Genomic DNA, 12120 nt, shown 5'->3' on the forward strand with positions numbered 1-12120 from the left:
TCTACGCAAACTCTACGAGTTTTTCGGCTATCTGTACTGCATTAAGGGCGGCTCCCTTTCTGAGGTTGTCTGACACTATCCACATGTTTATCCCGTTTTCTATGGACTCGTCCTCTCTGACCCTGCCCACGTAGACGGCATCCATGCCGGAGGCCTCCAGGGCCAGCGGATATACATTCTTGTCGGGGGCGTCAAAGACCAACACCCCGGGGGCCGTTGACAACAGGGCACGCACCTCGTTGGCCGTGAGCTTGCGTTCGGTTTCAATGTTTACGCTTTCGGAGTGTCCGCGAAAGACGGGCACACGCACGGTCGTTGCCGTTACGCGTATGGAGTGGTCACCCATGATCTTTTTGGTTTCGTTGACCATCTTCATCTCTTCCTTGGTGTAGCCATTTTCTAGGAACTTGTCTATGTGTGGCAGACAGTTAAATGCTATCTGGTGTGGATAGACGTTGCGCTTTACCTCCTGGAAGTTCAGGATGCTGCGACACTGATCCAGGAGCTCATCCATTGCCTTTTTACCGGTGCCCGATACCGCCTGATATGTCGAGACCACGATGCGTTTGATCCGTGCGGCATCGTGTATTGGCTTGAGCGCTACGACCATCTGGATGGTCGAACAGTTGGGGTTGGCGATGATGCCCTTGTGCCATTTTATGTCTTCGGGGTTGACCTCCGGCACCACCAGCGGGACGTCATCACGCATTCTGAAGGCGCTAGAGTTATCCACGACCACGCACCCACTGTCTGCGGCTACGGGGGCATAGTCCTCGCTGCGTTGCGCACCGGCTGAAAACAGGGCTATGTCTATACCCTTGAAGGCATTGTTATCGAGACATTCCACCCGTATCTGGTCATCCTTAAAGTCCACCTTAAGCCCCTGGGAACGCTCGGAGGCAAAGAGTCTCAATTGTTCCACGGGGAACTTTCTTTCCTCCAGCACGGAGATCATCTCCTGGCCCACCGCACCTGTCGCTCCAACCACTGCTACCACGTAGCGTTGCTTCTTCTTTAACATCTTACCGTATCTCCTGTTTGTTTCATGTCATAATAATATTGATTCACATATTATAACATAAACATGCAAAGACGTTATTTATTAACCCAAGTCGAGGGTACATAAAAAAATGGTGGCGAAACAAGATGCACTACCTTCTTGTAAAGCAGCGTAAAACTTTCAACGAAGCCTTGTGAGAAGCGACCGCAGAAAGCGTGGGGGGGCAGCGAGGGGCGAGTCCCCCTTTCTTTGCTTTTTCTTTTTACCCGCTGATGTCTACGTCTTTTACGAGGAGCGCCGGGGCACCGATGTTGCCATAGAAGCAGAGGTCGTCGCCGAGGGCCTCAATGTTTTTGAGCAGTGTGATAAGGTTGCCCGAAATGACGGCTTCCTTGATGGGATGGCAGATGCGACCGTTTTCTATCCACAGGCCGCTTGCGCCAATTGAGAAGTCGCCGGAGATGCGGTTGGCCGTATGCACGCCCATCACGTCGGTGATAAGCAGTCCCTTGCCCATGAGTTCGATGAGCCTGTCTGTGGGGTATACGGATGCCGTTGAGGCAGGTTCTATACAGAGATTGGAGATACCCACGCCTGGCAGCCCCGATATCCCACCCTTGGCGGCATTGCCCGTGGAATTGGTGTTTGATTTTTTTGCGGTATACGTATTGTACAAAAAGCCGTTTAGGACGCCGTTGCTTACGAGGTCGTTGCGCTGGGAGGGGACGCCCTCGGCATCGAAGGGTCTGGTGCCCGTTTTGCCTGGCAACATGGCGTTGTCAACGATGTGGATGGCGGATGAGGCTATCTGCTGCCCCACCTTTGAGGCAAGCAGGGACTTGCCCTTCTGCACGTTGTCCGAGGACAGCGATGAGGTAACGATCTCCAGGAACTCCGCAGCGATGGAACTCTCCAGTATGACGGGGGATTTCACCGCGGCAATGCCCCTTGCCCCAAGGAGCTTGACTGCCCTGTCAGCGGCACTGGTACCAACGCGTTGAGCCGATACGGCACGGAGGTACCTGTCCACTTCAAACCCCCAACCCATCTGACTCTGCCCCTCTCCTTCGGCCAGGACGGTTGCCGAGGCACTAAATGAGGTGCCTGTGTAACTGCCCCGCAACCCCTGCGTGTTGGCAATCAACACCTCGCTGACCGAAAAGCCGGCCACCGCCTTCCTGACCTTCCTGATGCGCGGGTCAAAGGCCAGTGCCGCCCGTTCCACTTCCATTGCCGTCTCTATGACGTATGCCTCACTGGCCCCTGCCACGTCCTGGTCATAGATATCCACCTGCCGGTATGAGGCACCCCCTGGGGGATAATCCGTAAAGGGGTCCGGCTCTGTCCACTTTGATATTTCAAGTGCCTTGTCTGTGACCTCCCTCCACATGTGGAAGTCGTTTGAGTAACACAAGCCCTGTCTGAGGCCGTTGAGTACGCGCACCGAAAATCCTGCCACATCTGCACGCTGCAATGCCTCCACCTGACCATCCTTTGCCTCGGCACTGATGTTGCGCGAGCTGACGCAAAACACCTCCCCCCTGAGGCCATTTAACGACGATATATACCCTATTACCTTCTCTGCTATCTCAGTCTTCATAATAAGTAGCCGATGCCGTTTCGGACTCCCACACCGTTACCGCGGCAAGTCGCACGTCGTCCCCGGGCAGTTTCTTTTTGAGCGAATCGTAAATCCACTTGGCAATGTTTTCAGAAGACGGGTTTATCTCCGTAAACGGGAAGACGTCATTGAGGTATGCGTGGTCCAGTTGCTCGACAACCTCCTTTGCGTACCGCTTGATCTCATGGAAGTCCATTGCTATGTCTATATCGTTAAGGTCATCGGCCTGCACATGTACCTGGACCTTAAAGTTGTGCCCGTGCAGGTTCTCACACTTACCCTTGTAACCCCTCAACTGATGAGCGGCCGAAAAGGTCGCCTCGATCATTAGCTCGTACATGTCGCCTCTCTCTGTGTATTTTTGGATTTAGGTTTTCTTTCAGGTTGCCTTCTTGAGCGTAGATATGTAGGGAAGGTTTCTGAACTGGTCGTTATAGTCTACGCCGTAGCCTATGACAAACTCATCGGGTATCTCAAAGCCCACGTAATCAACGGGAACATCAACGATCCTGCGTGACTTCTTATCAAGAAATGCGCATATCTTAAGCGAGTCAGGTTCCATCTGCAACAACCTCTCTCTGAGGTAATTCAGCGTGATGCCGGTGTCTATAATGTCCTCCACCAGGAGGATGTTCTGACCCGCTATGGGCTGCCGGATATCGTAGTGGACGACCACCTTACCCGTTGTCTGTGTATCTACGTAGCTGGAGGTAATTATGAAGTCCATTGCCAGAGGACCATTCAACTGTCGTATCAGGTCGGCAAAAAATACGCAGGCTCCCTTGAGTATCCCTACGGCCAAAAAGCTCTTACCCTTGTAATCGTGGTTTATTGCCTTGCCCAGCTCGTGTACCCTGATCCTTATCTGCTCTTCGGTAAATAACGGCTTACCAACTACCATAGCTGACACTCCTTATTTTTTTTATATATAAAAGATGACTCTGCTTAATTTAATACTACAACAGTTCCTTGATGAATTTCAAGCCGGAAAAAAAAGAAAGGGGCGGCTCCACGAAAAATTTATGCACCCCACGGAAAAACGACTTGCAAAAAAATTGCTATCAATGCTACCATGATAAGTTGTGCTTATTATAATAAAGATTAGGAGACATTTTTTTGTACGTCGGTGTAGATGAATGTTAAGCAAGTTGGGAGATACGGGAGACACAAGATGAAAGAAAGGGATATTTTTGAAGAGATAATCAATATAGGCAAGAAACGAGGCACGCTTACCTATGATGAGATTAATGATGCCTTGCCCTCGGAGTTCTTTTCACCTGATGAGATAGAAGACCTGATGGACCTCCTGCAGGACATGGGCGTCAAGGTAGTTGATCAAGAGAGGGCTGCTGCCATCCTCGAAACCGAAGAGGATGTCGAGGGCTATGAAAAGACGGAAGACCTCGTTCAGGCCTACTTCCATTCGATGGGGGATATCTCTATACTGAGCAAGGACGAGGAGACAGAGCTTGCAAAGACCCTTGAGGACGGCAGGGAAATAATAAAGGATATCGTGGTATCTCTACCGCTTTTTAAGAGATTACTGGCCGGTCTTGACCTCAGCGATGACACCCTTGTTGAGGAGGAAAAGGTTGAGGAGGCATTAAAGCTAACCTTGGAACGTATTGAGGAGTTGATCGACACCGTCAGGAGCATAGATACGAAGATTGCCAAGTATGGGACGATAAGGGATGTTAAGCGCATCATAAACCTCAAGCAGTTTGCCTCAACGGCCACAAAGAACACGGGCAACATTTTACGAGAGGCTATCTCTGAGCACAAGAACATAGAGTCAGAGTTAGGCATCAAGGTTGAAGACCTCAAGAAGCACTGGGAGCGAGTGGCAAAGGCAAAAGAGCTGGTCGTCAAGGCAAAGGATGAGCTGATAACGAGAAACCTCCGTCTTGTTGTCAACATTGCAAAAAACTACGTAGGTCGAGGTCTGCCGCTTCTTGATCTCATCCAGGAGGGCAATATCGGTCTGATGAAGGCGGTGGATAAGTTCAAGTACGAAAAAGGGTTCAAGTTCAGCACCTATGCCACGTGGTGGATCAGGCAGGCCATAACCCGCGCCCTCATAGACCAGACAAAGACTATACGAGTGCCCGTGCATATGATGGAGTTCTACAATCGAGTGACGAAGGTTTCCCGTGAAATCACCCAGCAACTGGGCAGAGAGCCTACCAATGAAGAGATAGCCCAGCGCCTTGATGTTGCAGTACGGAAGGTGGAGGAGGTCTTTAGGGCCATACAGGACCCCATTGCGCTACAAACCCCCGTGGGGGATGAGGACACGGAACTGGAAGACTTTATCGGTGACAAGAACAGCCCCTCGCCGTTTACGGATGCCGAAAAGAGCGAGGCCTCCGAGTACGTCCAGAAGGTGCTCAGAACCCTGTCGGCCAAAGAGGAAAAGGTCATCAGGATGAGATTTGGTATCGGCGTTGACAGAGACCACACCTTGGAAGAGGTTGGCCGTCATCTTTCCATTACACGAGAGCGTGTCAGGCAGATCGAGGCAAAGGCCCTGCGCAAGCTCAAGCATCCAAGCAGGTTAAGGGCACTAAAAATCCTGACCTCTTAATAAGGATACACCTCTTTATCCAAGGCTAAAACATTTGACCAAAAAAAGGGGCGTTTTGTGGCAGGAGTACCCTCCCTTCGCCCCACTTTAGTCCCCCTGCAAGGGAACAGCCTCCTTTTATGACGGGGAAACTTAGCCGGAGGCGGCCCGCCCCTCGCTGACCCCATTTGGAATAGATAACACCCCTCTCTGCACAACAAAGCACTTATGACCTAGCAATGGGGAGTGTAAAATATGGCCAAATTAAACCTCTCCTATATTGCCAGTTGTACTAGAGCCTTGAGCAAACCATCGCCATTGGCAAAACTGTACACAGAAACGTTACACTATTGATATGTCCTGGCTGTCTCGTAATGACACGTCCTTGCTTTTTTGTATTTGTAATCGTGTGCTTATTTTAGGTTCTATTTTGGGTTCTTCTTTCTTATTTTTTTTTTATATCCGCCAACTACAAATACTGTAACAAGACCAACAACAGTAGTTCCACCAATTATTCCACCTACGACTGGATGTCCTAATGCAGTACAAGTTATTGCCGATGCTAAAGCTGATAAACCAATTATTAAACCATAAAGTTGTCCACGCTTTCGTTCTGCCACATCATAATCTAAAAATTTCTCATCTATCCGTAATTTCTCACGTTACACTTCGCGCGTATGTTTGGCTTCTTCTTCTGCCATTTTTAATATTCTTTCAGGAAAGCCGGAAGACAGCTCACCATATCCTTTGAGTATATCAGGATGAGGTACGGGACCTGACGAAAAGGAGAGCGCCGAAGCAGTAAGCACTTTACCTTTAATCTTTTCAGATGGATTAGGAGACAGTGTCGTTAAAGAATCATCTTGTTTATTCTTCCGTGCCATTTGTGTCATCACAAGTCATGTTGATGGCATATGTAATGTTGTTTCCAACCTTTTCCCAATATCTCCGGATACGGTCAGCAACGGTTTCTTTTTGAGACGGTTGACAATATCTCCTGTAATTGTGGGAAGAGGGGTAAATATCCAGTACGCTGCCAATACCAATTATTGTATTGCGGGTTTTACGCTTCATTTTTCAACCTCCTGTCTTAACTTGCTCTTTTGATTTCTTGCTCATTTGCTTTAGTGTTTCCTTGTCGATGTTTTTTGTCCGCTTTAATCCGTATAGGCTGTGGAGTAGAGCCAGGATCGGAGTTCTGAGGATCATCCACTTGCCCGAGTATCGCATTACGGCCTTTATTTTCTCCCGCATGGCGGGCTTGTAGCAGTGTATGGGGCACTTTGAACACGTCGGTTTGTCGTTTTGATATACACACTTGTCAAGACGCATCCACGAGTAGTTCAACAGCTCACTGCACTGACTGCATGAACCATACACCTCGGGGTGGTGCTTCTTGCAATACATATCGATCATTATCTTTACGGATTTTTTCTCTGTTGCTATCCTGTTGTCTTTAAACATGCTGTCACCAATCCTGAAAACGTCTCCCGATATTTATTAAAAGCACTTTATTGCATAAACCACTATGATTATGATAACATTACTATAAGCAATGATACAAGTGGCAGAGATACAAACAAAGCGTGACGCAAAAACGACACCAGAGCGAATGTGCATATGCTGCCGGCAAAGGCGTGACAAACCCGCACTGCTTCGGATGGTCATCAACGACAATAGCTTGGTCTTTGACCGGAAACAGAAAAAAGGCGGGAGGGGGTACTATATTTGTCCTGACCTGACCTGCATAGAGAAGTGCCTCAATGGCAAGAAGATAAAAAAAGTTGTCAACAACAAGGACCTTGAGGACTTGGTGGCACTTAAGGAGATAATGAAAAGGGAGGTTGGGATTAAATGGCAGAAATAAGGATATATGATCTTGCAAAGAACCTTGGTGTTAGCAATAAAGAGGTGCTCAGTGTTTTGAGAAAATTAGGAATTGAGGGTAAGACTCACTCTTCCGGGGTCTTGCCTGAGCACGTAGATAAGATAAAAGAAGAGTTGAAACGCAGGGCAAACAGGGCAGCACACGACAAAAGACCCGCTCCGCTCAAAAAGGACGAAAAGAAACGCCCGCATGTTTCGGAAGAAAAAAAACCCGCTAAAGAAGCTCACGCCAAAGAAACTCAAGCAAAAGAGGTTCACGGCAAAGAGACTCCCGCCAAAGAGGTTCCGGTAAAAGAGACGGCAGAGAAAAAACCGGCAACTGCGGTAACGGAATTGGAAGAAGACATAGAGATACTGGACAGATTTAAAAAGAAGGTAGACCTCGAAAAGGTTGAAAAAATAAAACCCAAGGTCGGTATGCAACGAGCCTTTCAGTCTATCAGGAAGGTGGAGCAGAAGAAGGTCTTTGACGCCTCGGCAGGCAAGAAGGGGCAGAAGATGCGTCCTATGGGTAAGTTCTCTCACCACAGGCACCAGCAACCACAACAACAGGCTATTACGGCACCCAGGAAGAAAATAATAAAGATACAGGAAGGCACAACGGTCAGTGAGTTTGCAAAGACAATCGGTCAAAAGGTGGCCGAGGTCATAAAAAAGTTCATGGAGCTTGGTATCATGACCACAATCAATCAGCCAATCGACCTCGATGCTGCCATTCTGGTGTCGGATGCTTTTGGTGTCAAGGTTGAACCGATGCAGGTGGAGGATATAGAGACGGTCGTAACGCAGGAGCAGCCAGGTGACCTTAGGCTAAGGCCCCCGGTTGTCACGATCATGGGACACGTTGACCACGGCAAGACGTCCCTCCTGGACGCCATAAGGGAAACAAAGGTGACCGAAACTGAGGCCGGGGGAATTACACAACACATCGGGGCATATAAGGTGACTCTCAGGGGCAAGGAAATAGTGTTTCTGGATACGCCCGGTCATGAGGCATTCACCGCAATGAGGGCGCGTGGGGCCAAGGTCACGGACATCGTCGTCCTGGTGGTTGCCGCCGATGACGGCGTCATGCCCCAGACGATTGAGGCCATTGACCATGCCAAGGCCGCTGCGGTGGCCATCGTTGTGGCCATCAACAAGATAGACAAACCCAATGCCGACATCAACAGGGTCAAGCAGGAGTTGGCAGAGCATGGGGTGGTGCCCGAGGACTGGGGTGGGAAGAACATCTTTGTGGAGGTTTCGGCAAAGAAGCGTATCGGCATCGGAGACCTGCTTGAGATGATCATCCTACAGGCTGAAATGATGGAGCTCAAGGCCAATCCCGACAGGTACTCAAAGGGGATAATCATTGAATCAAGGCTTGATAAAGGGCGTGGCGCCATAGCCACCGTGCTGATCCAGTCCGGAACCCTGCGCGTGGGGGATGTTTTTGTCACGGGTATGAGTTTTGGTCGAGTACGTGCCCTCATTGACGACGTGGGTGCAAAAATTGTTGAGGCAACGCCCTCGACCCCTGTGGAAGTGATTGGATTCTCCGAAGTGCCGATGCCGGGAGAAATATTTATGGTCGTTGAGGATGAAAAGAAGGCCAGACAGATTTCCATGTTGCGCAGGCAAAAGACCCAACTGGCACAGGCAGTCCCGGCAAAAAAACTCAGCCTCGATGAACTCTATGCACGCATAAAAGAACAACAGATAAAGGAACTCAACATCATCATAAAGGCTGACGTTCAGGGTTCTGCCGAGGCCATAAAGTCCTCCCTTGAGGGGATCAAGCACGCCGAGGTCAAGGTCAAGGTCATACATACCTCCATGGGGGGCATCAACGAGTCCGACGTGATGTTGGCAGCCGCCTCTACGGCCATAATAATCGGCTTTAACGTCAGGGCTGATGTAAAGGCCGCCAAGTTGGCCGAAAGGGAAGGCGTTGACATCAGATTCTACAACGTAATATATGACGCCATAGAGGACGTGAAAAAGGCCCTCGAAGGACTCCTGGAGCCAACCCTCAAGGAAACCATCCTGGGGACAGCCGAGGTGAAGCAGACCTTCGTTATATCGAAAATCGGCACCGTGGCTGGATGTCAGGTGATCGAGGGAGTCATACAGCGTTCCAGTGAGGGGATCAGGGTGATCCGTGACAATATCGTAATATATGAGGGAAAAATCGGCACGCTCAAGAGGTTTAAGGATGACGTCAAGGAGGCACAGAAGGGCTATGAGTGTGGTATACTCGTTGAAAACTTTAACGACATCAAAGTTGGCGATACGCTGGAAAACTACAAGATCGAAAAAATAGCAACCAAACTCTGATTCTTTAGTTTAAAAGGCGTTTTTTCTACGGCACTCTTAACGTGGTGGCTTGAAGGTGTGTGTGTGTTTTTAGGAACGTTGACGTTTGACCTCTATATACCCGAATCGGACTCGCTCAAGGGTAAGAGGTTTATAATCAAATCGCTCAAGGACAGACTGAGAAAGCGGTTTAATGTCTCCGTTGCCGAGAACGCAAACGACCTCTGGCAGCGCACTACGCTGTGGGTGGTGTGTGTCTCAAACGACGGACGGCACCTCTATAGCACGATGCAAAACGTCAGAGACATGATTGAAAAGGAACCACTTATCGAAATACTCAATTGTACCGTTGAGGTCAGTTGACAGTTAGCAGGAGGGAGATATTATGTTGCCATACAGACGAAGTCAGCGGGTGGGTGATCTGCTCAGACGTGAGGTATCCGATATTATCCTGACCAGGGTGAAGGACCCCAGGATAGGTTTTGTCACGGTGACGGATGTGGAACTGACCGATGACCTGAAGGTGGCGCGTGTCTATATCAGCGTGCTTAACAGCGATCAGCTTGAGCATACGCTGAAGGTACTGCGTCGTGCAACGGGGTTTATCCGTCACGAGTTGGCTATGAGCGTGGACTTGAGGCGTGTACCGGCGTTGGAGTTCTTAGGTGACCGCTCCATAGAGTATGGAAGCAAGATAGATGGCATTTTAAGGCAGATAAAGGAGGAAGAAGGTTAATGTCGGCAAGTTTGCAAGAGGGGGGCCGGACTCCGGAAGCAATGACGCCAAGGTGCCCCGATGAGCTTATTTCGCACCTGCAGGAGGCGGATGACTTCCGCATAGCGGTTCACGTCTTTCCGGATGGCGATGCGATAGGCTCTGCGCTGGCGCTGGCTATGGGGCTTAGGGCGATGGGCAAGCAGGCGACGGTTTACTCAAAGGATGTCATCCCGCAGATGTTTGGATACCTGTCGGCAGTGGAGGACTTCAAGGATATAAGCGTTATCAGCCGGCCGGATACCACTAAGGCAACGCTCATTGTGGTTGATTGTAACTCACCGCAGCGGGCAGGGTTGCCGGAGGTGAGGTTTAAAAAGGCAATCGTAATAGACCACCACCTGACCGAAACGGACTTTGGGGATATCAGGTGGGTCAAGCCCGATTATCCGGCCACGGGCCTTATGGTATATTTCCTGTTAAAGGCCCTGGGGGTCACGATAACCACCGATATTGCCACCAATGTCTATACGGCCCTGTGCATTGATACGGGTACCTTCAGGTTTTCCAACACGACGGCGGAGACCCTTCTGGTGGCTGCGGAGTTAGTCAATGCCGGCGTCAACCCTTCCAGTGTGGCCAATTATATATACAACACCTGGAGTGCGGCGAGGTTCCTGCTTCTCAAGGACGTGCTTAACTCCGTGGAGATACACAATAAGCTGGCGATGACGTTCATCACGGAGGCCATGCTCAGGCAGACAGGTGCGAAATCGGAGGACTCGGATAACTTTGTCAATTTCCCGCTAATGATCGAGAGTATTTCGGTGTCGGCGTTGTTCAAAGAAGTAGGCCCCGATAAGTGGAAGGTGAGTCTGCGCTCTCGTGGCGATATCGATGTTTCGGTCATGGCCCAGGAGTTCGGTGGAGGAGGTCACAGAAACGCTGCCGGCTTCAGGATCAGCGGCAGCCTCGTCAGCACCAGGCAGAGGCTGATAGAGTCATTCCAGGGGAGAAAATAAAGACAAACGCAAGAATGGAGGGATCTGCCCTCCCTCAGACCCACCCGCAAGGGAGCACGGCCCCCTTGACCCCGTAAAGGGGTGGTTGGTTAAGTTGGGGCGTAGCCGCCCCTTTCTTTCTCTTTGCTATAATTATGGGCAAAATATCATCACAGGATTTTTTACAGGAAGAAACAATTTACGATATCGATTAAGGATGAGTAGTCAACAGACATATGTAAGATGAACAGAGAAGACTTTGTTTCACTTAAGAGCTGGTTTAAGGACTTTTGCCAATCCTTCCATAGTGCAGAAAGAGAGGACCAGTTGAACATTGCATTGAAGGAGAGGCACTCCTTCAGCGTTTGGGAAAACATGGCGCTGATAGCACGGCAGCACCTCGACGGCGAAGGGGACGTCGTGCTTGCCGAGGCCGTGGGGCTGCTGCATGACGTGGGCAGATTCCCCCAGTACGCCCGGTACAAGACCTTCAGGGACAGCATCTCCGTCAACCACGGTACCCTGGGCATGGAAACCCTCATTAAGGAAGGCCCGCTTGCGCAGATGAACGACAAAGAGTATGCCATCCTCACACAGTCCGTCAAGTATCACAACGCCTACAAGATTCCCCCCGAACTTGACGCTGAGACCGTGACGTACCTGAAACTCATCCGTGACGCCGATAAACTTGACATCTGGCGGGTGTTTGTCGAGTACTTCGATACCGCTGAGGCCGACCGCCCCTCGGCAGCGGCACTTGGACTGCCCCTGGTTGGCGCCTGTAGTGATGCCGTATTGAGGTGTATTTACAACCGGCAAATGGTGGCCCTCAAGGACGTCTCCACGCTGAATGACTACAAGCTGCTGCAGTTGTCATGGATATTCGATCTCAACTTCAGCACCTCACACAGGCTGCTGTTAGAGAGGGGATATATTGGCCGTATACTTGAAAATATGCCACAGGCTGATGGCCTTGAGGCTTTTTTGACAGACTGCGTGCGGGAAAAAACCACGGTTGACTTTTAAGTAACGTTG

Annotated in this window: 15 protein-coding genes; 7 read left to right on the top strand and 8 right to left on the bottom strand. The window is 50.1% G+C overall.

The window, feature by feature from the left end:
• Nucleotide 1: 1 nt before the first annotated feature.
• The 4 genes from Mcas_RS05635 to hpt all read right to left on the bottom strand — a co-directional run bounded on the left by Mcas_RS05635 (nt 2) and on the right by hpt (nt 3522).
• Nucleotides 2–1021 (bottom strand): aspartate-semialdehyde dehydrogenase, encoded by a 1020-nt coding sequence (locus Mcas_RS05635; RefSeq protein ID WP_040334551.1) that lies wholly within the window; start codon nt 1019–1021, stop codon nt 2–4.
• A gap of 241 nt (nt 1022–1262) precedes the next feature.
• Complete coding sequence (locus Mcas_RS05640) at nt 1263–2600, bottom strand: TldD/PmbA family protein (protein WP_052566900.1); 1338 nt, start codon at nt 2598–2600, stop codon at nt 1263–1265.
• Nucleotides 2590–2961, bottom strand: coding sequence for a 6-carboxytetrahydropterin synthase QueD (queD, locus tag Mcas_RS05645; RefSeq protein ID WP_040334552.1), 372 nt, complete (start codon nt 2959–2961; stop codon nt 2590–2592). Before queD ends, Mcas_RS05640 begins: the two co-directional genes overlap by 11 nt.
• A 39-nt stretch (nt 2962–3000) precedes the next feature.
• Nucleotides 3001–3522, bottom strand: coding sequence for a hypoxanthine phosphoribosyltransferase (gene hpt, locus Mcas_RS05650; RefSeq protein WP_040334553.1), 522 nt, complete (start codon nt 3520–3522; stop codon nt 3001–3003).
• 270 nt (nt 3523–3792) lie between these two features.
• On the opposite strand from hpt, the gene Mcas_RS05655 reads away from it, so the two are divergent.
• Nucleotides 3793–5205 (top strand): sigma-70 family RNA polymerase sigma factor, encoded by a 1413-nt coding sequence (locus tag Mcas_RS05655; protein WP_040334616.1) that lies wholly within the window; start codon nt 3793–3795, stop codon nt 5203–5205.
• 404 nt (nt 5206–5609) lie between these two features.
• Here the strand turns inward: Mcas_RS05655 and Mcas_RS18055 are convergent, their stop codons facing one another.
• From Mcas_RS18055 to Mcas_RS05670, 4 genes are read right to left on the bottom strand one after another with little or no spacing between them, the layout of a single operon-like run.
• Entirely contained in the window at nt 5610–5804 is a 195-nt protein-coding gene (locus Mcas_RS18055) for a hypothetical protein (protein ID WP_156033178.1), read from the bottom strand.
• A gap of 42 nt (nt 5805–5846) precedes the next feature.
• Nucleotides 5847–6068: a DUF2335 domain-containing protein gene (locus Mcas_RS17450; RefSeq protein WP_040334554.1), complete on the bottom strand. Its 222-nt coding sequence runs from the start codon at nt 6066–6068 to the stop codon at nt 5847–5849.
• A complete protein-coding gene (locus Mcas_RS18465) occupies nt 6052–6258 on the bottom strand; it encodes a hypothetical protein (protein ID WP_040334555.1) in 207 nt (68 codons plus the stop codon). Before Mcas_RS18465 ends, Mcas_RS17450 begins: the two co-directional genes overlap by 17 nt.
• 3 nt (nt 6259–6261) lie before the next feature.
• The gene (locus Mcas_RS05670; RefSeq protein WP_040334556.1) at nt 6262–6648 is read right to left on the bottom strand and encodes a nitrous oxide-stimulated promoter family protein; all 387 of its coding nucleotides are present in this window, start codon (nt 6646–6648) and stop codon (nt 6262–6264) included.
• 91 nt (nt 6649–6739) lie between these two features.
• On the opposite strand from Mcas_RS05670, the gene Mcas_RS05675 reads away from it, so the two are divergent.
• The 6 genes from Mcas_RS05675 to Mcas_RS05700 all read left to right on the top strand — a co-directional run bounded on the left by Mcas_RS05675 (nt 6740) and on the right by Mcas_RS05700 (nt 12111).
• Nucleotides 6740–7051 carry a YlxR family protein gene (locus tag Mcas_RS05675; protein WP_052566902.1) on the top strand — a complete coding sequence of 104 codons (312 nt, stop codon included), beginning with the start codon at nt 6740–6742 and terminating at the stop codon, nt 7049–7051.
• On the top strand, nt 7039–9390 hold the full coding sequence (gene infB, locus Mcas_RS05680) for a translation initiation factor IF-2 (protein ID WP_040334557.1): 2352 nt from the start codon (nt 7039–7041) through the stop codon (nt 9388–9390). The genes Mcas_RS05675 and infB overlap by 13 nt, the downstream gene beginning before the upstream one ends.
• A gap of 63 nt (nt 9391–9453) precedes the next feature.
• A complete protein-coding gene (locus Mcas_RS05685; protein WP_040334558.1) occupies nt 9454–9732 on the top strand; it encodes a DUF503 domain-containing protein in 279 nt (92 codons plus the stop codon).
• Between the two features lie 22 nt (nt 9733–9754).
• On the top strand, nt 9755–10105 hold the full coding sequence (gene rbfA, locus Mcas_RS05690) for a 30S ribosome-binding factor RbfA (protein ID WP_040334559.1): 351 nt from the start codon (nt 9755–9757) through the stop codon (nt 10103–10105).
• Nucleotides 10105–11106 (top strand): DHH family phosphoesterase, encoded by a 1002-nt coding sequence (locus Mcas_RS05695; RefSeq protein ID WP_052566903.1) that lies wholly within the window; start codon nt 10105–10107, stop codon nt 11104–11106. The genes rbfA and Mcas_RS05695 overlap by 1 nt, the downstream gene beginning before the upstream one ends.
• A 222-nt stretch (nt 11107–11328) precedes the next feature.
• Nucleotides 11329–12111, top strand: coding sequence for an HD domain-containing protein (locus tag Mcas_RS05700; protein ID WP_040334560.1), 783 nt, complete (start codon nt 11329–11331; stop codon nt 12109–12111).
• Nucleotides 12112–12120 lie beyond the last annotated feature (9 nt).

Origin of the sequence: Candidatus Magnetobacterium casense (genome assembly GCF_000714715.1) — a bacterium.
GTDB classification, from domain to species: Bacteria; Nitrospirota; Thermodesulfovibrionia; order Thermodesulfovibrionales; family Magnetobacteriaceae; genus Magnetobacterium; species Magnetobacterium casense.

Excerpts from the sequence above, each read along its gene's own strand:
- infB (WP_040334557.1), top strand. The coding sequence starts at position 7,039 with ATGGCAGAAATAAGGATATATGATCTTGCAAAGAACCTTGGTGTTAGC.
- hpt (WP_040334553.1), bottom strand. The coding sequence starts at position 3,522 with ATGGTAGTTGGTAAGCCGTTATTTACCGAAGAGCAGATAAGGATCAGG.
- Mcas_RS05695 (WP_052566903.1), top strand. The coding sequence starts at position 10,105 with ATGTCGGCAAGTTTGCAAGAGGGGGGCCGGACTCCGGAAGCAATGACG.
- queD (WP_040334552.1), bottom strand. The coding sequence starts at position 2,961 with ATGTACGAGCTAATGATCGAGGCGACCTTTTCGGCCGCTCATCAGTTG.
- Mcas_RS05655 (WP_040334616.1), top strand. The coding sequence starts at position 3,793 with ATGAAAGAAAGGGATATTTTTGAAGAGATAATCAATATAGGCAAGAAA.
- Mcas_RS05640 (WP_052566900.1), bottom strand. The coding sequence starts at position 2,600 with ATGAAGACTGAGATAGCAGAGAAGGTAATAGGGTATATATCGTCGTTA.
- Mcas_RS05700 (WP_040334560.1), top strand. The coding sequence starts at position 11,329 with ATGAACAGAGAAGACTTTGTTTCACTTAAGAGCTGGTTTAAGGACTTT.
- Mcas_RS05670 (WP_040334556.1), bottom strand. The coding sequence starts at position 6,648 with ATGTTTAAAGACAACAGGATAGCAACAGAGAAAAAATCCGTAAAGATA.
- Mcas_RS05635 (WP_040334551.1), bottom strand. The coding sequence starts at position 1,021 with ATGTTAAAGAAGAAGCAACGCTACGTGGTAGCAGTGGTTGGAGCGACA.
- Mcas_RS05675 (WP_052566902.1), top strand. The coding sequence starts at position 6,740 with ATGATACAAGTGGCAGAGATACAAACAAAGCGTGACGCAAAAACGACA.
- Mcas_RS17450 (WP_040334554.1), bottom strand. The coding sequence starts at position 6,068 with ATGGCACGGAAGAATAAACAAGATGATTCTTTAACGACACTGTCTCCT.
- Mcas_RS18465 (WP_040334555.1), bottom strand. The coding sequence starts at position 6,258 with ATGAAGCGTAAAACCCGCAATACAATAATTGGTATTGGCAGCGTACTG.
- rbfA (WP_040334559.1), top strand. The coding sequence starts at position 9,755 with ATGTTGCCATACAGACGAAGTCAGCGGGTGGGTGATCTGCTCAGACGT.